At 64.0% G+C, this 19,614-nt stretch carries 17 protein-coding genes; 11 read left to right on the forward strand and 6 right to left on the reverse strand.

Features of this window, described 5'->3' with window-relative positions; translation table 11 throughout:
• Nucleotides 1-148: 148 nt before the first annotated feature.
• Both ACOY6C_RS10065 and ACOY6C_RS10070 read right to left on the reverse strand, forming a co-directional pair.
• On the reverse strand, nt 149-1,219 hold the full coding sequence (locus tag ACOY6C_RS10065) for a sulfotransferase family protein (RefSeq protein ID WP_420905342.1): 1,071 nt from the start codon (nt 1,217-1,219) through the stop codon (nt 149-151).
• Nucleotides 1,220-1,228: 9 nt separating this feature from the next.
• On the reverse strand, nt 1,229-1,375 hold the full coding sequence (locus ACOY6C_RS10070) for a hypothetical protein (protein WP_420905343.1): 147 nt from the start codon (nt 1,373-1,375) through the stop codon (nt 1,229-1,231).
• Between the two features lie 193 nt (nt 1,376-1,568).
• Here ACOY6C_RS10070 and ACOY6C_RS10075 point away from each other — a divergent pair, with 193 nt between their 5' ends.
• From ACOY6C_RS10075 to ACOY6C_RS10085, 3 genes are all read left to right on the forward strand, one after another.
• Nucleotides 1,569-2,342 (forward strand): WbqC family protein, encoded by a 774-nt coding sequence (locus ACOY6C_RS10075; protein ID WP_420905344.1) that lies wholly within the window; start codon nt 1,569-1,571, stop codon nt 2,340-2,342.
• On the forward strand, nt 2,324-3,361 hold the full coding sequence (locus ACOY6C_RS10080; RefSeq protein ID WP_420905345.1) for a dTDP-glucose 4,6-dehydratase: 1,038 nt from the start codon (nt 2,324-2,326) through the stop codon (nt 3,359-3,361). The genes ACOY6C_RS10075 and ACOY6C_RS10080 overlap by 19 nt, the downstream gene beginning before the upstream one ends.
• A 105-nt stretch (nt 3,362-3,466) precedes the next feature.
• Nucleotides 3,467-4,432: a glycosyltransferase family 2 protein gene (locus ACOY6C_RS10085; RefSeq protein ID WP_420905346.1), complete on the forward strand. Its 966-nt coding sequence runs from the start codon at nt 3,467-3,469 to the stop codon at nt 4,430-4,432.
• A gap of 78 nt (nt 4,433-4,510) precedes the next feature.
• On the opposite strand, the gene ACOY6C_RS10090 is transcribed toward ACOY6C_RS10085, so the two are convergent.
• A complete protein-coding gene (locus ACOY6C_RS10090; protein WP_420905347.1) occupies nt 4,511-5,662 on the reverse strand; it encodes a DegT/DnrJ/EryC1/StrS family aminotransferase in 1,152 nt (383 codons plus the stop codon).
• A 37-nt stretch (nt 5,663-5,699) separates the two neighbouring features.
• Between ACOY6C_RS10090 and ACOY6C_RS10095 the strand changes: the two genes are divergently transcribed.
• On the forward strand, nt 5,700-7,922 hold the full coding sequence (locus ACOY6C_RS10095; RefSeq protein ID WP_420905348.1) for a DUF6077 domain-containing protein: 2,223 nt from the start codon (nt 5,700-5,702) through the stop codon (nt 7,920-7,922).
• 6 nt (nt 7,923-7,928) lie between these two features.
• On the opposite strand, the gene cysC is transcribed toward ACOY6C_RS10095, so the two are convergent.
• Nucleotides 7,929-8,528, reverse strand: coding sequence for an adenylyl-sulfate kinase (gene cysC / locus ACOY6C_RS10100; protein WP_420905349.1), 600 nt, complete (start codon nt 8,526-8,528; stop codon nt 7,929-7,931).
• A gap of 178 nt (nt 8,529-8,706) precedes the next feature.
• Here cysC and ACOY6C_RS10105 point away from each other — a divergent pair, with 178 nt between their 5' ends.
• From ACOY6C_RS10105 to ACOY6C_RS10125, 5 genes are all read left to right on the forward strand, one after another.
• A complete protein-coding gene (locus ACOY6C_RS10105) occupies nt 8,707-9,357 on the forward strand; it encodes a hypothetical protein (protein ID WP_420905350.1) in 651 nt (216 codons plus the stop codon).
• A gap of 139 nt (nt 9,358-9,496) precedes the next feature.
• Entirely contained in the window at nt 9,497-13,012 is a 3,516-nt protein-coding gene (locus ACOY6C_RS10110; RefSeq protein WP_420905351.1) for a PAS domain S-box protein, read from the forward strand.
• Between the two features lie 74 nt (nt 13,013-13,086).
• On the forward strand, nt 13,087-14,100 hold the full coding sequence (locus ACOY6C_RS10115; RefSeq protein ID WP_420905352.1) for a response regulator: 1,014 nt from the start codon (nt 13,087-13,089) through the stop codon (nt 14,098-14,100).
• Nucleotides 14,097-15,338, forward strand: coding sequence for a DUF1015 domain-containing protein (locus tag ACOY6C_RS10120; RefSeq protein ID WP_420905353.1), 1,242 nt, complete (start codon nt 14,097-14,099; stop codon nt 15,336-15,338). Before ACOY6C_RS10115 ends, ACOY6C_RS10120 begins: the two co-directional genes overlap by 4 nt.
• A gap of 53 nt (nt 15,339-15,391) precedes the next feature.
• Nucleotides 15,392-16,405 (forward strand): TerC/Alx family metal homeostasis membrane protein, encoded by a 1,014-nt coding sequence (locus ACOY6C_RS10125; RefSeq protein WP_420905354.1) that lies wholly within the window; start codon nt 15,392-15,394, stop codon nt 16,403-16,405.
• Nucleotides 16,406-16,474: 69 nt separating this feature from the next.
• Here ACOY6C_RS10125 and ACOY6C_RS10130 read toward each other — a convergent pair whose 3' ends face one another.
• A complete protein-coding gene (locus tag ACOY6C_RS10130) occupies nt 16,475-17,056 on the reverse strand; it encodes an H-type lectin domain-containing protein (RefSeq protein WP_420905355.1) in 582 nt (193 codons plus the stop codon).
• A gap of 184 nt (nt 17,057-17,240) precedes the next feature.
• Here ACOY6C_RS10130 and ACOY6C_RS10135 point away from each other — a divergent pair, with 184 nt between their 5' ends.
• Together ACOY6C_RS10135 and ACOY6C_RS10140 are read left to right on the forward strand one after the other, a co-directional pair.
• Entirely contained in the window at nt 17,241-18,035 is a 795-nt protein-coding gene (locus ACOY6C_RS10135) for an alpha/beta fold hydrolase (RefSeq protein ID WP_420905356.1), read from the forward strand.
• A complete protein-coding gene (locus ACOY6C_RS10140) occupies nt 18,032-18,946 on the forward strand; it encodes an ROK family protein (RefSeq protein WP_420905357.1) in 915 nt (304 codons plus the stop codon). Before ACOY6C_RS10135 ends, ACOY6C_RS10140 begins: the two co-directional genes overlap by 4 nt.
• Before the next feature lie 91 nt (nt 18,947-19,037).
• Here the strand turns inward: ACOY6C_RS10140 and ACOY6C_RS10145 are convergent, their stop codons facing one another.
• Nucleotides 19,038-19,535 (reverse strand): Crp/Fnr family transcriptional regulator, encoded by a 498-nt coding sequence (locus ACOY6C_RS10145; protein ID WP_420905358.1) that lies wholly within the window; start codon nt 19,533-19,535, stop codon nt 19,038-19,040.
• Nucleotides 19,536-19,614: the final 79 nt, after the last annotated feature.

Raw genomic sequence — 19,614 nt, forward strand, 5'->3', positions numbered from 1 at the left:
CCGGATCGATGCAACCACGACAAGGCATTCACAGAGAAACACCTATCATTCGTTATACCAATTTTCGAAAATAGTGCCTCAAAAATGCAGATTTGAAAAGGTTTTGTCGCGCGCGCCACAAAAAACCACGGATGGGGGCGGATTCTGGTCACCGTTTCCAACCCGAGGCCAACCGCACCACCCATCCACGCAGCGGACCGGCCAGGCGCAAGGCCCAGGGAACCCCCCACTTGGCCTTTTTGGCGTAATAGACCGGGGTGAAAAACCGTTTGCCCCATGAAAAGAGCGCCCGAGGAGCCAGGGCGAGACGTTCGAGGGCCGACATTCCGCCGAAACGGATCGGGTAGCCGCTGGCGCGCAGGGTGGCGCCGGCGAACCACTCGAACAACCTCTGGTCGTCATCGTCGAGCGCCGCGCGCCACTTCTCGCGGTTGTCGGCCTTGACCGGACCGCGCAACAGGTCGTGGGTTCCTCCGGTGGAGAGCACCCGCGCCGATTCGCTCCGGGTCAGATCCACCGGCCAGGCGGGAGCCGGACGATTCAGGAAGGCGGCGATGCGCGCCACCATCTCCTCGGGACAGGTCAACAGGGTCTCGTAGGAGATCTCCAGGTAACGATCCGGATGGGCCCGCCCCCAGGCGCGCTTGTCACGCACATGCCGGCTCCACAACCAGGCCGCCTCCCCGAGGGTGGCCGGTCCCCACCAGGATTTGAGCCAGGAGAGGGCCACATCCCGACCATCGCGCACGATGTGGATCACCCGCATCTCCGGCAGATGGGCCTCCCAGATCGACAGGGGCAGGGATTCGTAAAAGGAGCTGTTGTCCACCCAACCGGACTGGCCGTGGGCACGCGCGTAGCGATCGAACCAACCCCGGATCATCCCGCCGAAATCCCGGCTCTCCTCCGCCAGACCCTCCATCTGGTCGGCGACGGCCAGAAGCGTGACCGGCTGGAGATCCTCGAGACGCTTGGCGGGATAGGTGCGCGCGGTCAGGATGGTCACGAAATCGACCATCGCCGCCAGCAACCGTCCTCGCGCGGCCCGTCCGCCCAGATCCCCCCAGGCCCACAAGCCGCGCGCGAACGCCGGGATCACATGGGTCTCCAACGGAGCCGCCAGGCCGAATCCCGCCTCCAGGATCGAGGTCAACAGGGTGGTGCCGGAGCGGTCGCAACCGACCACGAAAAGCGGGGGTGCGAAATGTTGTTCAGGCATCATCCCTCCTCAAGTCTTGCCACGCACACCGCGCGCCTCCAGAAACAGATGGCTGTAGGGGATCCGCAGAATCCCCTGACGTACCTCGGCATGGACCGTCTCGAACGACTCCCGGGCCAACCGCTCGTACTCCGTCCAGTGGCGCACACGGGACATGCGACACCTCCAGCGATCGCGACCACGGCTCCCCACGTCCCGTGACGCACCCATTTTTTCTCGATTCCCGACAACGAATATGGCATATTGTCAGGTTGGTGCGCCAGAAGTTTCCACCATCCGCGCCGGATCCCATGACCCTCATGCCTCCGGCGATCCGAGCCCACGACCAAGAACGCGGGTCAGACCCACGATGAAAACCATCGCCGTCCTGCAACCGGGATATCTGCCCTGGCTCGGCTTTTTCGAGCAGATGTACCGCTGCGACCTGTTCGTCTATTACGACGACGTGCAGTACGACAAACACGGCTGGCGCAATCGCAACCGCGTCCGCTCGGCCAACGGACCGCTCTGGCTCACCGTGCCCGTGCGTCACAAGGGGCTGAACAAACCGCTGATCCGCGAAATCGAAATCGATTCCGCCAACCCCTGGGCGCGCAAACAGATCGCTTCGATCGAACAGTGCTATGCCAAGGCCCCCTTTGCCAGGGATTACCTCCCGGAACTGCGGGAACTGCTCTCCCGGCCCTGGCGCTGGCTGATCGACCTGGACCTGACCCTCATCGAGCAGATGTGCCGCTGGCTCGGCCTGGAGCGGCAAACCTGTCTGGCCTCGGAACTGGGCATCCCCGGCGAACGCAGCGAACGACTCCTGGAGATCTGTCGTCGCTTCGAGGCAGAGCGCTATCTCTCCGGCAACGCCGCGCAAGCCTATCTGGATGTCGATCTGTTCGCCCGGCACGGCGTGACCGTGGCCTGGCAGAACTACCACCACCCCGTCTACCCGCAGATTCACGGGGAGTTCATCCCCTATCTCTCCACCCTCGACCTGCTGCTCAACGTCGGTCCGGAGAGCCTGTCCATCCTCGCCGCCGGCGACCGCGACACCGCCCGGTCAAAAGACGAATCAACCCCCAGCATGACGAACCCGTCAAGGAACGATCCATCATGTCGAAAACCGTGTTGATCACCGGCGGAGCCGGTTTCATCGGCTCCAACTTCGTCAAGCATCTCCTCGACCACCATCCCGAATATCGCCTGGTGGTGGTCGATCAACTGACCTATGCCGGCTCCACCGACAATCTTCCGCCGGAATTCTCGCCCGAACATCCGGCCCCGCATCAGTTCTGGTACGGCAACATCTGCAACGCCGAACTCATGAACACCCTGGTCGCCGATGCCGACATCGTGGTCCACTTCGCCGCCGAGTCCCACGTCACCCGTTCGATCTTCGACAACCAGCAGTTCTTCCAGACCGACGTCATGGGCTCCTACGTGCTCGCCAACGCCGTGCTCAAGGCGGGCAAACGCATCGAACGGCTCATCCACATCTCCACCTCCGAGGTGTACGGCACCGCCGAAACCGAACGGATGGACGAAAACCACCCCTTGAACCCCATGAGCCCCTACGCCAGCGCCAAATGCGGCGCGGACCGGCTCTTCTACTCCTATTGGGCCACCTATCGGATTCCGATGGTGATCGTGCGCCCCTTCAACAACTACGGACCCCGGCAACACCTGGAAAAGGTGATTCCACGTTTCATCGTCAGCGGCCTGACCGGCATGCCGATGACCGTGCACGGCGACGGCACCGCAGCGCGGGATTTCGTCCACGTCGCGGACCACTGCCGCGCCCTGGACCAGATTCTCCACGCCCCGGCGGACCAGGTGGTCGGCGAGGTGTTCAACATCGCCACCGACGAGCACCACTCGATCCTGGATATCGCCCACGATCTCACCGACATCATGGGGCTCACCAGGGAGTCGATCACCTACCGGGGCAACCGTCCCGGCCAGGTCTCCCGGCACACCGGCAACTCGGACAAGCTCCGGGCACGCCTGGGCTGGAAACCGACCATCTCCTGGCGCGAGGGTCTGGAGCAGACCGTGGCCTGGTATCGGGCCAATCCGGAATGGTGGAAAAAACAGGAGTGGATGCGCACCGTCCCGATCGTCACCGCCTCGGGACAGGTCGAGTTTCATTAACTTGCATGATGGGGGGGAGAACCCCCTCACCCCCCGTACCACGGACCTCCCTTCGGGAGTTCCGTGGTCATTCCAAGATCTCCCCTTTTCAGGAGTCCACCGGACATGGCCTTCATCAGCGTGGTGATTCCGATCTTTCGGGAAGAGGCGATCCTCGAGGAGATGGTCGCGCGCCTGAATGCCGTGCTCGAACCCATCAGCCCGGATCACGAAATTCTTTTCGTGCTCGATGGCGGAAAGGATCGCTCCTGGGAGATCCTCGCGAGGCTGGCGGCACGGGATGCGCGCATCAAGGCCATCGAATTCAGCCGCAATTTCGGCCAGCATCTGGCCATCTCTGCGGGTCTGGACGCCTGTGACGGGGATTGGGTGGTGGTGATGGACGGCGATCTCCAGGACCGGCCCGAGGTGATCCCGGATCTCGTCCAGAAAGCCCTGGAAGGGTACGACGTGGTGTTCGTGGCCCGACGCCAGCGCAAGGAGTCCGGACTCTACCTCGCGCTGGTCCGGATGTTCCACTGGCTCTTTCAGAAACTCTCCGGCACCCACACCGATCCGGACATCGGCAACTTTTCGATCATTTCACGCCAGGTGGTCGAGAACTATCGCGGTCTGCGCGAGGAGTTGCGCTTTTACGGCGGCATCGTCCACTGGCTCGGTTTCCGCCATGCCACCCTCCCCGCCGAACAGGGGGAGCGGTTCGCCGGCATCTCCGGCTATCGCGGCTGGTACAAACGGGTCCGACTGGCCACCCACATCATCCTGGCCCACTCCGAACGCCCGCTCTATCTTTCGGCGGCCATCGGCCTGATCATGGCGAGCGGATCGTTTCTGATCGGTCTCTATTTTCTGCTGCGCGCCCTGTTGGGAGACATCGACGTTCCCGGTTGGGCCAGCCTGATGGTCGCCCTGTTCTTCAACACCGGCCTGATCCTCGGGGTGTTGGGGATCATCGGCATCTATGTGGGGAAGATCTTCGGCGCGGTCAAACAGCGTCCGCTCTACATCGTCGCGCGTCGTCTCGGACTCCCTCCCGACGACCCCAACCATCCCCGACGCGCACCGCGATAAAACGCGCGGATCCCGAACCGGATCAGAAGCCGGAAGTGTTCACCCGCGCGCGATGCGGTCAGCGCGAAAGCCTGGGGTTCACCCCCGCGCGATGCGGTGGAGCGCCTCAACCACCAAATCCACATCCGCGTCGCTCATGCGGGGATAGAGCGGCAGGGAGATCACCCGCTCCCCGATCCACTCGGCCACCGGAAAACTTCCAGGCTTGAAACCGAACCGCTCGGAAAAATAACGGGTCAGATGCACGGGCCGGTAGTTGACCATCACGCTGACCCCCTCGGCGTGCAGGGCGGCGATCCAGCCATCCCTCGGCAGCCGCCCCTCCACCAGGATCGGGAACAGATGACGCGCATGCCGGGTTCCCGGAGCCGGCGGCGCGAACAGACGCACCCCATCCAGCCCGGCCAGGCCGACCTCATAGCGTTGCGCCAGCGCCTCGCGGCGCGCCAGGTTGCGCTCGATCCGCCCCATCTGCGGCAGAAGCAGCGCGGCCTCGATGTTGCTCATGTTGTATTTCCACCCCATGAGCACCATATCCCAATGCTCGTACCCCCTGGAGGCCCGTTCGGCCCCGCTCTTGGTCATGCCGTGCAGACGCAGCAGACGCAGCCGTTCGTGCAACGCATCGTCGTTGACCGCGAGCGCGCCCCCTTCCCCGCAGGTGATGTTCTTGGTGGCATAGAAACTGAAACAGGCCGTATCCCCCAGGGAGGCGGGACGGACCTCCCCGGAACGCCCTTCCAGGCAGTGGGCCGCATCCTCGATCAGGTGCAATCCTCTTTGCCTGGCCAACTCCCGGAGTGCTACCATGTCGCACAGTCGTCCATACAGATGGACCGGCAGAATGGCGCGGGTCCGTTCGGTGATGGCCGCCGCCACGCACCCGACATCCAGGTTGCCGGTCTCTGGCTCCACATCCACGAAAACCGGCGTGGCGCCCGCCTCGAGGATCGCGGCGGCGGTGGCGATGAAGGTCATCGGGGTGGTGATCACCTCATCCCCCGGCCCGATGCCCAACGCCAACAGGGAGATGTGCAACGCCCCGGTGCAACTCGTGGTGGCCAGAACGTGGCGACACCCCAGATACTCGGCCAGTTGGGCCTCGAGGCGGGCCACGGTCTCCCCGGTGGTCAGCACCGGATGACGAATGGCGGCGGCAACCGCATCGATCTCCTCTTGACCGAGATCGTGCAGAAAGAACGGAACTTTGAATCGGGACGAGGCGGTCAAGCTCGGACTCCTGTCGGCACTTGGGAATTCACGCGGGATGACCATTCTAAATACGGCGCCACCCCTGTCAAGGCGAGGCGGAACCGATCGGATCGAAACCCTGACCCTGCTGCCGTTGCTCGGCCTGGCCCTCTGGACCCTTCTCGCCCACGGGATCGGCCTGTTCGGACAGGGCAATTTTCACGATCTGACCCGCTGGGCCTGGATCCCCCTGGTCGCCACGCCGCCGCTCTGGCTGGCACTCCGGAACAGGACCAGACACACCCCGCTCCCCAGCCCCGTTCCAGCCCCCCACCCACCCCGACCCGTGGACTGGACATCCCTGACCCTGGCCGCGGCCCTTGTCGCGCTGTTTGAATTCGCGCTCCATCCCTTTCCCAATGGGCGCATACACCTGTTCTGGATGGTCGCCATGCTCTTCCTGGGACACGCCTGGTGGACCATGCGCGACCAGCCGGGAGTCGAACCCGCGCCTCCGGCTCCCTTGCGACGCGCCGAGGCATGGCTGTTCGCCCTGCTCGTCATCGCCGCCGTGGCGATCACGGCCATGGCCCATCGTCCGGATCCGGACGACCAGTACTACTCGAATCTGGCGGCCATGACCCTCGATCACCCGGACCGGCCCCTGCTCTCCTGGAACCAGATGGTCTGGGCGGAAACCGAACTCCGCTGGATGCCCGTGGATCGCGTTCCCTCCGTGGAGTTGCTGGTGGCGCTGCTCGCCTCGCTCCTGGATCGCGAACCCATCTGGGTCTCGCACCTGCTGCTCGCCCCGCTTTACGCCGCCTGGGTGGTGCTGGCCCAGACCCTGCTGCTGCGCCATCTGGCCCCCAACCACTGGCTGGCCGCGCTTCCCATCACCCTCGGCCTGCTGCTGCTCGCCGGCGGGGAGTTCCGTGCCAGTCCAGCCGTGTTCGCCTTCGTGCAACTCCAGTTCGGCAAGTCGCTGCTCTTCTCCGCGCTGCTGCCGGTGCTGCTGTGGTCCGGTCTGCGCTTCGCGCAAACCGGACGGACGCGCGACGCCGCATGGATCTTTCTGGGACAGATCGCCGCGGTGGGGTGCTCCTCGTCGGGGATCTTCCTGGGGCCGGTGGCCACCGGACTGGGGCTGGCCGCCAACTGGCGTCCCAACCGCATCGCCACCCTTCGGGCCCTCCTCGGCGTGCTGGCCTGCGCCTATCCCCTCGGCCTGGGGTTGTCAATGCGCCACGCCACGGTCGATGCCATGGTCAACACCGCCTGGCAGATGCCCGACATGGCGCAAAGCATCCACTATGTGTTCGGCAAGGGGCCCCATCTGTGGTTCTACCTGCTGGTTCTGACCGGCGCCTGGGCCACCCTCTCCGACCCGCGACTGCGGCGCACGCTGTTGGGACTCTCCTGCGTGTTCATCGGCTTGGTCTTCAATCCACTCCTCCATCCGCTTCTGACCGAGCATCTCACCGGCCCGGTCACCTGGCGGCTGTTTCTGACCATGCCGATGCCCCTGCTCGGCGCGCTGCTGCTCCATGCGATCGCCTTGCCGCGCCCGGAGAGCCAACCCGGCGCGACGCCTCGCATCCCGGCCATGGAGTCACGCCTGCCGGTGGTCATCACCCTGATCTGCGCCGGGACGATCCTGCTGTCGTTCCTGCCGCGCTGGCGCGGCTGGTGGGGCGACCCCTTCGCGCCGACGATCGCCCTGGTGGGGCTGGCCCTGATCGTCCGTTTCATCCCCCGTTTCCGGTTCGGAGTCGGCGTGCTCGCCCTGATCACCCTGCTGGCCACCCTCGCCCACCTGACCACCGACGGACAGGGGAGACGCCCTCCTCTGACCCCACCCCGAACACGGATCGAACGACCCGACATCAAGGCTCCCCGCCTGGAATTCGAGCTGGCGCTGGCCGTCGTCGGTCAGACCCCTCCCGATCACTCCGCGCTGGTTCCACGCGCGTTGGGCGTCTGGGTCACGACACGGCGTCACCATCCCCGACTGGTTGCCGTGGAAAGGAGCTACATGAATCAACTGGCCGATTTCTTGACGTCCGAGGAGCGGGAAGGACGGCTGGAGCTGCTCGATTACGTGGAGGGGAACAAACAACCGGTCAAGGGAAAGGAAAAACTCACCGCGGCCATCGATGATCTGCGCATCGGCCTGGTGGTGATCCAGGGGACAACCCCCTGGCGCGCCGAAATCGAGGAGATTTTGGGCGCCAGGGGATTCGAACCATCCGAACGAGAGGGGTATCGGTTCTGGATCCGCCGACACGAACGGCCCTGATGCGGATCAGTCGCCACCCAACAGCGCCAACACCCGACCCACGCAGGCTTCCACGCTCTCGTTGCCGGTGTCGAGGCGCAGTTCCGGATTCTCCGGGGCCTCGTAGGGGGAGGAGATGCCGGTGAACTCCGGGATCAGGCCGGCCCGGGCCTTGCGGTAGAGCCCCTTGACATCGCGCTGTTCGCAAATTTCCAGGGAGCACTCGCAATGGATCTCCAGAAAATCGCCGGGGGCCACCAGATTGCGCACCCGCTGTCGGTCGGCGGCAAACGGGGAGATGAAACCGCACAGCACGATCAGGCCGGCATCGAGCATCAACTTGGCCACCTCGCCGATGCGCCGGATGTTCTCGACCCGATCCTGATTGGAGAAGCCCAGATCCCCGCACAGACCATGACGCACATTATCCCCGTCCAGGGCATAGGTGTGGCGTCCGGCGTCGTGGAGATGCTTTTCCAGGGCGTGGATCATGGTGGACTTGCCGGATCCGGACAGACCGGTGAACCAGAGGATGGCGCCGCGATGACCGTTCATGCGTTCCCGGTCGGCGCGGTTGACCAAAACTTCCTGCCAAACGGCGTTGGGACTGGTGGTGGGTTGTGTCATTGTTTTTTTTCGAACCTTCGTTTCGTGTTGCGGGCGTTGGACCGTTTCGAGCAACGAGCAAGAACGGACCACGCCTAAGGAGGGTGGAATGGACAAACAAACGTTGGTATCATGGATGAATCCCCTCTGACAAGTGGAGAAAAACGTTTTTTTGAGCGCATTGGAGCATGTGACCACGATGGCACCCCGCAAGATACACGACACCCCCTCGATGCGCGTCATGGCCTATCGCAAACGACGCCAGGAGGGGATGAAACGGCTGGAGATCTGGCTGACGGACGAGGAGTTGGCCCAGTTCGACCATTTGGCCGCCACCCTGGGCAGCAGTCGGGCGCGGGTGGTGTCCCATCTCCTCAAGTCAGCCGGAGCCGTTGTTCAGGAGACCGGACACGACTCCGCCGTCCCGGCACGCCCGGAGCCGATCGATGCGGAGGCCGTCCCGACACGCCCGGAGCCGGTCGATGCGGAGGCCGTCCCGGCACGCCCGGAGCCCACCGTCACCGCGCCCCCCGTGCCGCCCGAGGAGATGCCAGCCGCGCCCGCGGAGCCCCCATCCCTCACGGTGGCGGAGATCCTGCGCGCCGCCGAGGCGGCCCATCCCGGCTGGATGACCCCGCCCCCCGAGCCCCCGGAACCCGCCCAACCCGAACCCACCCCCTTCGTGCTCATGCCGCCGCTGAAAAATCGCAAACCAGGCGTCAAACCGGGTGAGTCCGATGCCGGCGGATCGTCCGGGGAGCCGTCGGGCGAAACCGGAACCCAGCAACGGACCAAACGGGGACAGGAGGTCTTTCTGGCCTCCCTGAAAAACCTGAACGCCAACCGCTGAAAACCGACCCCGAATCGCGCCGGCATGACGAATCTTCATCGAACCGTTGCCGAACGGCGTCAGGACGGTTATGCTTTGGACGAGAAACGGAACCCTGAATATCCAAGAAAAAAAGCGACCATCAGGAGCGATCGTCAACATGAAACACGGAACATCCGGCTCGCACGTCGTCCCGGAAGTGGATAAATCCCCCGCGGGCGTGGGGATCATCCGTGAAAGCGGCGCGCTGCACGCCGCGGATGCCGTGTTGCACGCCCTGACCAAACCCTGGGGATCGCCCGAGGTGTGGTGGAGCCGCATCGCCTCCCAAACCCCGCTGCCGCCGGTTACCCGCTGTCCGCAATGCGGCATGGGTCAACGCCTGGGGCGCATCGAACAAACCCTCGTCCCCCCCTCGGCCACGGGTGAAATCATCCACGCCATCGAATTCACCGGCCATCCCCATCTGCTCTCCAACGCCATTCCGGGCGATCTGGTGGTGGTGCGCGACATCACCCGCGAACGGAGCCACACCCTCAAGGTCCAGGAAAAACTCTCCCAATACCATGCCATCTGCGATCAGATGGACGAGGTGTTCTTCCGCATGGATCCAACCGGACTCATCCAGGTGATCAGCCCGTCGGTCCACAAACTCCTCAAACAGCGGCCTGGGGATCTTCAGGGAAAACCGTTCGCGGATCTCTGCGTCACGCCCGACCATTTCCAGGAACTGATGCAGATCCTCAAGACCAGCGACCGCATCGAGGATTTCGACCTGATTCTCACCTGCCGGCGCGGCAAACAGGCCCCGGTGTCGCTCTCGGCCCAGGTGGAACGCGACGACTCCGGGGAGCGAATCGCCATTCAGGGGATCTTCCGCGACGCCATGGAACGGACCCGGCTCGACGCGATGCTCATGGAACGCACGCGCCGTTTCCACGAGACCATCCACCGGCTCGAACGACAGCAACACGCCCTGGACCAACACCTCCTGATGAGCATCACCGATCCGGAAGGGACCATCCTCCATGTCAATTCGAAATGGACCCAGGTGAGCCGGTACGAACTCGAGGAGATCCTCGGCAAGAACCACAAGATGTTCGACTCCGGATACCATCCCAAGTCGTTCTTCAAGGAGATGTGGCGCACCATCCAGGGCGGACGGACATGGCGCGGCGAGATTCGCAACCGGGCCAAGAACGGCGAGTTCTTCTGGCTTGATTGCGCCATCGTGCCGTTCCTCACCCCGGCGGGACGCCCCTTCCAGTACATCAGCGTCGCCTCCGACATCACCGAACGGTCCAGGAACACGGCCCGCCTGGAAGAGAATCTCCTGTTCCTGCGCCATGTCATCGACTCCATGGGCGAAGGGGCCTACGTGCTCGACAACCGCGGCCAACTCCTGATGCTCAACCAGGAGGGGGAACGGTTGCTGGGCTGGAAGGAGTCGGAGATCCTGCACCGCAACCTCCACGAGATCATCCACCACACCCGACCGGACAAAACCCCGTTCTCGATTCGCGACTGTCCGGCCCATCAGAGCCTCCTGGGACGAACCTATCGGGTGGACGAAGACCACTTCATCCGCCGGGACGGCACCTTCCTGCCGGTTTCCCACGTCACCTCCCCCCTGCTGCGCGAGGGGGAGATCGTCGGTTCCATGGCGATCTTCCGCAACGCCACGGTGCCGCTCGAGGAGATCCAACAGATCAAGCGCAGCCGCGATGCCGCGGTGGAGTCCGCGCGCTTGAAGTCGGTGTTTCTGGCCAACATGAGCCACGAAATCCGCACGCCGATGAATGCCATCGTCGGCATGAACGATCTGCTGATGGATACCCCTCTCAACGACGAACAGCAGGAGTTCGCGGAGATCGTGCGCGACTCTTCGCGCTCCCTTTTGGCGTTGATCAACGACATTCTGGATTTCTCCAAGATCGAAGCCGGCAAGATCGACATCGAACGGATCGACTTCTCGCTGTTGACCGTCGTGGAAGGCGCCGCCGAACTGCTCGCGCCCCAGGCCCACGACAAGGGGATCTCGCTGATGACCCACGTCTCCACGGAGATCCCGCGCGGGTTGCATGGCGATCCCGGACGGTTGCGGCAGATGCTGCTGAATCTGCTGGGCAATGCCATCAAGTTCACCGAAGATGGCGAGGTGACGCTGCGGGTGCGCATGGAGGAGCTGTCCGGCAACCAGGTGACGGTCCATTTCGCGGTGGCGGATACCGGCATCGGCCTCAAACAGGGTGACGAAGAGACCAACCGCCTCTTCGAACCCTTTACCCAGGCCGAACGCGGCACGGCACGCAAATTCGGCGGCACTGGTCTGGGACTGGCGATCTCCAAGCGCCTGGCCGAACTGATGGGCGGGGAGATCGGCGCACGCAGCCGCCCCGAGGGGGGAACGATCTTCTGGTTCCGTCTGCCGTTCCAACTCGCCCGACAACCGGTCTCCGACGACTTCGACGGCCAGCCCGTGGATCTTCTGCCCGGCATGCGCATCCTCACCGTCATGGAGCGCACCACCGATCAGGAGATTCTCGGCGCCTGCTTCGACTCCTGCGAGATGTTCCACCACGGCACCATCAACGGCGAACAGGGACTGGTCGCCTTCCGCGAGGCGATGTCACGCAAGGAGCCGTTCCGGATCGTGGTGATCTCCGCCTCCCTCTCGGACATGGATTGCCAGATCCTGGCCGACCTGTTGCGCCGCGAAGCCGACACCCAACCCCTGACCCTGATCGTGCTCATGGACTGGGATGACAAGGAGGAGCGCGCACGGTTCCTCAAGTCGGGATTCGACGGGGTGCTGGTCAAGCCGATGCGCCGCGCGGAGTGGATCCGGCTGCTGGTCGAACAGATCCAACCCGACTCCGCCCCCAAACCCCCGGAGGCGATCACCGTCACCCCGAGCCGCGAAACCCGCACCCCGGAACCGGATGCCTACGACGCCCTGGAGTCGGGCAATCTGCTGCTGCTGGTCGAGGACAACCTGGTCAACCAGCGGGTCGCGCTCCTGCAACTCAAGAAACTCGGCTACGCCGCCCACGCGGTCTCCAACGGACAAGAGGCCGTGGAAGCGGTCTCCCATCTCCCCTATGCCCTGGTGCTGATGGATTGCCAGATGCCGGTAATGGATGGTTTCGAGGCCACCCACGCCATCCGCAAGCTGGAACAGTCCACCGCGCGCCACATCCCGATCATCGCCATGACCGCCCACGCCATGAAGGGAGACCGGGAACGGTGTCTCAACGCCGGCATGGACGACTATCTCTCCAAGCCGGTCTCGCCGGAGACCCTCAAGCAGAAACTGCAATACTGGATCCCCAAAAGCATCGGCGCACCGCCGCCGGTGGAGATCTCCCAGTTGCGACAACTTTTCGGAGACGACGACGAAATGATCCGGGAGTTGCTGCACCATTTCCGCCCCTCGGCGCGGGAACTCCTGGACAAGCTCGCCGAGATGATCCAAAAAGAGGATGGGGAACAAGTCCGGGAGGCGTCCATGGAACTCAAGGAGGCCTGCTCCAACATGGGGGTCTCGGCCATGGCCCATCTGGTGAGGGTCATGGAGCAGGCGACGCGCGGCCTGGAGTGGGAGGAGACGCGCCATACCCTGGCTCATCTGGAAAGCGCGTTCAAGAATGTGGAGAGTTTCATCGATACTTTTTAAGTGTCGGCTGTCCGGCCATGATCCGGAAGCCCCCCCTGACCGACTCTAAGTGAGGATTCGCACGATTGGCAGACATGGATCAAATTGCCGGGGGACGGCAGTTGGCGGCAGAGGTCGCCGAGCAGGTGACCTTGCTGCTCGAGACCACCCTGACCGACTTGCAAAGGGAGCGTTTGCGGTATATCCACAAGGCGGTCGGCGCGCTGCTGACCCTCCTGGGAGGCGCAGAGACGACCGTCGCGCCAACCCTTGAGCCGATCGCGCCGGGCGAACGTCCCGTCGAGCCCTCCTTGCACGTTGCCCAGGCCCGACCGCTGGTGCTGCTGGTGGAAGACAACCCCTTCACCCAGAAACTCATGACCCGCCTGTTGCTGCAGCAGGGGTATCGGGTCGAGGTGGCCCAGAACGGCCAGGATGCGGTGGATCAACTCGCGCGCCTGCCGGTGGATCTGGTGCTCATGGATCTGCGCATGCCGGTGATGGACGGTTTCCAGGCCACCCGCGAAATCCGTAGCCGCGAGGCGACCAGCGGCGCGAAACGGTTGCCGATCCTGGCGGTGACGGCGCTCCTCGGCGAAGAGGATCAGCGCCACGCCATGGAGGTCGGCATGGACGGCTATCACGCCAAGCCGGTCCGGGCCGCGGTGCTCTTCTCAGAGATGGAGCGACTGCTCTCGATTCCCGCCGAGGGTGACACCGCGCCGCCCGCCGCGCTGGAGGCCGATGGCGAACGGGTGATCGTGGACATGGACCGTCTGCTCAAGACCGTGGACTTCGACCTCGACCTGCTGCGCGAGATCTCCTCGCTCTATTTTTCCGACGCACCGCGTCAGATGGCGCGCATCGAACGGGGGCTGGCCGACGGAGACGCCAACGAGGTCCGCGAGGCCGCCCACAGCCTGAAAGGGGCCACCGGCGCCTTTGGTCGCGTCGAGGTCCATACCCTGGCTTTCCAGATCGAACAGGCCGGAAAATCGGGCGAGTTGCGCCGGGCCGCAGAACTCTGGCCGCGCCTGGGCTCGGCCCTGCGGTTGATGGAAGAGACCATTCAAAAAGAGATCAGTCAATTATCCGGAGAATCGTCGTGACTCTGTTGCACCCCTTTCGTGCCTGGCGCCCCCGCGCCGGGTTGGAAGCGCGCGTGGCCGCGCCCCCCTATGATGTCCTGAACAGCGACGAGGCGCGCCGGATGGCAGACGGCAATCCCGACTCCTTCCTGCGGGTCTCCAAGGCCGAAATCAACATCGAACCGTCGGTCCCGGCCACGGACGAACGGGTCTACACCACCGCGCGGGCGCTTTTCGACCGCTTCCGGCACGACGGAATCCTGACCCGCGACGAATCGCCCGGTTATTACATCTACCGGCTGACCATGAACGGATGCGAGCAGACCGGCATCGCAGGAGTCGCCTCGGTGGCCGCCTATCTGGAGGGGCGCATCAAAAAACACGAGTTCACCCGACCCGACAAGGAGAACGATCGCACCCGTCTTTCCGACGTGCTCGATGCCCACTCCGGCCCGGTCTTTCTGACCCACCGCCACGATCCGGCCATCAAGACGGCAACCGAATCCTGGATCCAGACCCATGCCCCGTACTGCGATTTCCGGGCCGATGACCAGATCCGGCACGCCCTGTGGCGGGTGGACGATCCGGAAGTGATCGAAACCCTCTCCGCCGCCTTCAAACGACTGCCCGCCATGTACATCGCCGACGGTCACCACCGCGCCGCCGCCGCCTCGCGGATCCATCTGGCCCGCCGCGACCAGGATCCATCTCCCGACGCGCCCCACGGCTTTTTCCTGGCGGTCACCTTTCCGGATACCCAGGTGCGCATTCTCGATTACAACCGCGTGGTCACCGATCTCAACGGTCTCGACGAAGCCTCCTTCCTGGATCGCATCGCCGCCCTGCCCCGCGTCACCCTGGCCCCGGCCTCCCAACCGGTCAAGCCCGGCTCACGCCATGAGTTCGGCATGTACCTGAAAGATCGCTGGTTTCGCATCAAGGTCGCCCTCGAGCCCGAACTCGAGGCCGATCCGGTGCGCTGCCTGGATGTCACCATCCTCCAGGAGCGGATTCTGGAACCCCTGTTGGGGATCCGCGATCCGCGCAAAGATACCCGCATCGATTTCGTAGGCGGCATCCGTGGCCTGGAAGCACTCAAACAACGGGTCGATTCGGGCGAAATGGCCGTGGCCTTCTCCATGCATCCCACCGCCTTGAACGAACTCATGCGCGTGGCCGACGCCGGTCACGTGATGCCCCCCAAATCCACCTGGTTCGAACCCAAGCTGCGGGATGGCCTGCTGATTCAAACCCTGTGACACCGATGCCGTCCCTTCCCCCTCAAGACCCTCAAATGGACTGACTAACGACAATGGAACACATTGGCTTCCCCCTGGAAATCCTGTTGATCCTGGCCGGCGTGGTGGCTGTCTCGGCGGCCCTGGATCTCAACGTCTTTCAGAAGAGCGATACCCTGTCGCTGAAGGCGGCCACGGGCTGGACCCTCTTCTGGATCGCCATGGCCCTGCTGTTCTACGCCTATCTCTGGGAACGGTTCGACAAACGCTTCGCCGATCTCTTCCTGGTCGGGTTCGTGCTGGAAAAATCGCTCTCCCTGGACAATCTCATGGTCTTCATGGTGATTTTCAACAACTTCAACCTCACCGGAGCCATTCAGAGCCGCGTGCTGTTCCTGGGCATCCTGGGCGCGATCGTGTTCCGCATCGTCTTCGCCTCCGTCGGCACGGCCCTGTTCGCCTGGTCGCCGTGGGTGGGATTCGTCTTCGCGGCCATCGTCGGCTGGACCGCCTGGAAAATGCTCACCACCGACGATGGCGACGAGGAGATGGTCGATTACTCCCACCACTGGTCCGTGCGCTGGACCGAGAAGCATTTTCCAGTCTTCCCGCGTCTGAGCGGTCTGCATCTGTTCATCGACGGGACCACGGCACGGGCCGAGGCCGAACGCGACCCCACGATCCGCTATCAGGCCGGCATGAACCGCTACGCCACGCCAGCGTTGTTGTGTCTGATGGTGGTGCAGGTAACCGACGTGATGTTCTCGTTCGACAGCGTGCCGGCGGTGGTGGCGGTCACCCAGGAGCCGATCCTGGTCTGGAGCGCGATGATGTTCGCGGTGCTGGGACTGCGGGCGCTGTATTACGTGCTGGCGGCGATGGTGCGCATGCTGGTCCATCTCGGCAAGGCGGTGATCGTGCTGTTGTTCTACATCGCCTTGAAACTGGCCATGGGCGCCTCCAACGAGATCTTCCACTGGCCGGGGATTCACATCTCGCCGTCCACCAGCCTGGCCATCGTGGCCTGCGTGCTGGGACTCGGGGTTCTGGCGTCGTTTCTGTTCCCAGGCCAGGAAAAGACGAAATAAAGAGGGGGCATGACCCTTCCCTCTCCCAAGCCGTTTCCAGGGACCGTCACCGGTATGGGGTGACGGTCCTTACTCCCCAAACGCCGACCAACCAACCCGCAACTCCCTGGGGCGCTCCTCGGCACGGGTCATCACCAACAGCGTGAAGCCCGCCGCATCCACCCCCTCGACCGAAAGCTGGAAATGGAGCCGCTCCTGACCCGGCTCCATGCCCACCACCCCCAACATCACCCGCGGTGGGGCCGCGAACCCCTTCTCGAAGGTGACCCGCTCGCGGAACTCCCGTTCGCGCTGGAACAGATTGGCGATGCGCCACCCCTTGTCATCCTGCCGGACCACCAGTGCGCCGCTCTCCAGGCGCATTTCGACGGATCTGGGCAGGGATTCCAGCTTCTCGACCCGACTCCGCAGCGCGTGCAACTCCGACTCGGCGGCATCCAACCGCGCCAGAAGCGCCTCCTGCCCATGGCGCTGCCCGACTTCGAGCGCCGCGACCCGATCCTCGTTCCGGGAGCGACGCGCATCCTCCCCCAGCAGCCAAGCGCGCCAACCGGCATTGGGCCCCTCCCCGGCAGGCACGCCGCCGCGCAGGATCAACAAGCCACTCAACATCACCACCAACGACAAAGAAAACCAGAACAGACGAATCATGCCCACTCCAACGCTCGAGAATGCCGGATCGCGCGTGCAATCCGACCCGGGAATCCATTACAATGACATGGCATGATTCTCCCTGGTCCGGCGACAAAGCTCAATGCGCGATGACAAGAACCGACCCTTGAACTTTGCAACGCCATACCCGGAATCCACAACCCCCAATCCAACGACCTCTTCCATGAAAAAAACCTTCAACGGACATTGGGACAGCCTGGGCAACGGCCCGCCCATTCTCTGCATCTCCGGATTCGCCAGCGGCAACTGGATGTATCGCCCCCTGGCACAGACCCTCGCCGACCGCCACACCTCCATCCTGCCCGACAACCGTGGCATGGGTCTCTCCCCGCCCGCCACCCAGCCTTACACCCTCGATGATCTGGCCGGGGACGTGATCGCCCTCATGGACCAGCTCGAACACGAAACCTTCACGCTGATCGGCCTGAGCATGGGGGGATTCATCGCCCAGTTGATCGCCGCGCGCCATCCGGAACGGGTCAAACGGCTGGTGCTCATGTGTACCAGCTCCAACGACGCGGCCTTCAAGGGGCTCTTCCCGATGCTCAGCCGCGAACAAATCAGCGCCATCTACATGCTGCGCCGCGAAGAACGGGTCCGGGCCGCGCTCTCCGAAACGTTCTGTCCGTTTCTGTTCAACCGCTATCCCGACACCCACGCCTACATCCTCGAACACCGGTTGCGTTTCGAGCCGGAGAGCGCCCAGGTGTTGCTGCAATACGACGCGGTAGCCCGTTTCTTCGCCTCCGAACCGGTTCCCCTGGAACGGTTGACCATGCCGACCCTGATCCTCTCCGGCGCCCTCGATCTGGTGGTGCCGTCGGTCAACGCCCAGATGCTGGCCAGCCGCATCCCAAATGCCCAAGCCCGGATCATCGACGAGACGGATCATCTCTTCTTTCTGGAAAAGAGCGCGGAGGTGAACGGACTGATCCGCGATTTCCTGGGAGCGCCATGAGACTGGGCATCGATCTGGGCGGAACCAAGATCGAGATCGTGGCCCTCGACGCGGGCGGCACGATTCGCCATCGTCGCCGCGCACCCACCCCCCAGGGAGACTATGCGGCCACCCTGAGCACCATGCGCGCGCTGGTGGACGACGCCGAAGCGCGACTGGGACTCGCCACGCCGATTCCCGTGGGGGTGGGCATTCCCGGCTCCGTGTCGCCAGCCACCGGATTGATCCAGAACGCCAACTCCACCTGTCTGATTGGCCAGGATCTGGCCGGGGATCTCGCCGCGCTGCTCGCCCGCCCGGTGCGGCTGGCCAACGACGCGGATTGCTTCACCCTGTCCGAGGCCACCGATGGCGCGGGGGCCGGCGCGCCCCTGGTCTTCGGCGTCATCCTCGGCACCGGCGTGGGAGGCGGCATCGCCTTCAACCGGCAACTCCTGGCCGGCCCGAATGCGATTGCCGGCGAATGGGGCCACAACGCCCTGCCCTGGCCGCAAGCCGGCGAACTGCCCGGCCCGACCTGCTACTGCGGTCGTCGGGGGTGCATCGAGACCTTTCTGTCCGGACCGGGGTTGAGTCGGGCATACCGGGAGGCGGGTGGTCTGTCATGCCAACCGGATGAGATCGAACGCCGGGCGAAAACCGGCGATGCGACCGCGCGGGCGGTGCTGACCGGCCACGCCGAACGGCTGGCGCGCGCCCTGGCCATGGTGATCAACATCCTCGACCCCCATGTGGTGGTGCTCGGCGGCGGGTTGTCCAATCTGGAGGAACTCTATGCGGAGGTGCCACGCCTCTGGAGGCCCCACGTCTTCGCCAACCACCCCCGCACCCGGCTGGTCCAGGCCAGACACGGAGATTCGAGCGGCGTGCGCGGCGCGGCTTGGCTCTGGCCGGGCGGCTGGACCGGATAATCCCGGCTCCGACGGCTGGACCGGGTGATCCAGGCTCAGGCGGCTGGACCGGGTGATCCCGGCTCCGGCGGCTGGACCGGATAATCCCGATTCAGGAGTGCTGCCCCATCACCTGCTCGCGCAGGGCCTTGGTCAAGGCGAGGTTGGCCTCTTTCTGACTGGCCAGCGCCTTGTTGGCATCATCCAGGCGTCGCACCAGGATCTCGATGAGCTGATTCTTGATCTTGGTCTGCAACGCCTGATCCAGATGCTCGCGGGTCATGCTGTAGGAGTCGATGCGGAAGACCGTGGTCTCGCCAAAGGCGATCACGTTGGTGGTGCGCTTGCGCCGGGTCAGGAATGAAACCTCGCCCACCACCGCACCCGCCTCCAGGGTGGCCAGGATCCGATCCGGAAAGTCCCGCCGCACCACCTTGGCCTCCCCCTTCAGAATCACGAACAACGAATCGTCCTCGTCCCCCTCGGTGACCAGGAATTCGCCATCCTGGTAGGTATTGAAAAAACTCTCTGCCGCGATCAGCGCCTGGCGCTCCTCCCGGGTAAAATCCCAGAAGAACTCGATCTGCTTCATCAATTCCTGAATCAACATGACGCGTTTCCTTATTCCGGTGCCGAGGGCCATCCACCCCGATTCGAGTGTACTTCAAACCAAGCCGCGTTGCCAGCGC

It is taken from the genome of Candidatus Magnetaquiglobus chichijimensis (assembly GCF_045865675.1).
Classification (GTDB): Bacteria; Pseudomonadota; Magnetococcia; order Magnetococcales; family Magnetaquicoccaceae; genus Magnetaquiglobus; species Magnetaquiglobus chichijimensis.

Excerpts from the sequence above, each read along its gene's own strand:
- ACOY6C_RS10135 (WP_420905356.1), top strand. The coding sequence starts at position 17,241 with ATGAAAAAAACCTTCAACGGACATTGGGACAGCCTGGGCAACGGCCCG.
- ACOY6C_RS10065 (WP_420905342.1), bottom strand. The coding sequence starts at position 1,219 with ATGCCTGAACAACATTTCGCACCCCCGCTTTTCGTGGTCGGTTGCGAC.
- ACOY6C_RS10145 (WP_420905358.1), bottom strand. The coding sequence starts at position 19,535 with ATGTTGATTCAGGAATTGATGAAGCAGATCGAGTTCTTCTGGGATTTT.
- ACOY6C_RS10070 (WP_420905343.1), bottom strand. The coding sequence starts at position 1,375 with ATGTCCCGTGTGCGCCACTGGACGGAGTACGAGCGGTTGGCCCGGGAG.
- cysC (WP_420905349.1), bottom strand. The coding sequence starts at position 8,528 with ATGACACAACCCACCACCAGTCCCAACGCCGTTTGGCAGGAAGTTTTG.
- ACOY6C_RS10115 (WP_420905352.1), top strand. The coding sequence starts at position 13,087 with ATGGATCAAATTGCCGGGGGACGGCAGTTGGCGGCAGAGGTCGCCGAG.
- ACOY6C_RS10130 (WP_420905355.1), bottom strand. The coding sequence starts at position 17,056 with ATGATTCGTCTGTTCTGGTTTTCTTTGTCGTTGGTGGTGATGTTGAGT.
- ACOY6C_RS10125 (WP_420905354.1), top strand. The coding sequence starts at position 15,392 with ATGGAACACATTGGCTTCCCCCTGGAAATCCTGTTGATCCTGGCCGGC.
- ACOY6C_RS10085 (WP_420905346.1), top strand. The coding sequence starts at position 3,467 with ATGGCCTTCATCAGCGTGGTGATTCCGATCTTTCGGGAAGAGGCGATC.
- ACOY6C_RS10105 (WP_420905350.1), top strand. The coding sequence starts at position 8,707 with ATGGCACCCCGCAAGATACACGACACCCCCTCGATGCGCGTCATGGCC.
- ACOY6C_RS10080 (WP_420905345.1), top strand. The coding sequence starts at position 2,324 with ATGTCGAAAACCGTGTTGATCACCGGCGGAGCCGGTTTCATCGGCTCC.
- ACOY6C_RS10075 (WP_420905344.1), top strand. The coding sequence starts at position 1,569 with ATGAAAACCATCGCCGTCCTGCAACCGGGATATCTGCCCTGGCTCGGC.
- ACOY6C_RS10110 (WP_420905351.1), top strand. The coding sequence starts at position 9,497 with ATGAAACACGGAACATCCGGCTCGCACGTCGTCCCGGAAGTGGATAAA.
- ACOY6C_RS10140 (WP_420905357.1), top strand. The coding sequence starts at position 18,032 with ATGAGACTGGGCATCGATCTGGGCGGAACCAAGATCGAGATCGTGGCC.
- ACOY6C_RS10095 (WP_420905348.1), top strand. The coding sequence starts at position 5,700 with ATGACCATTCTAAATACGGCGCCACCCCTGTCAAGGCGAGGCGGAACC.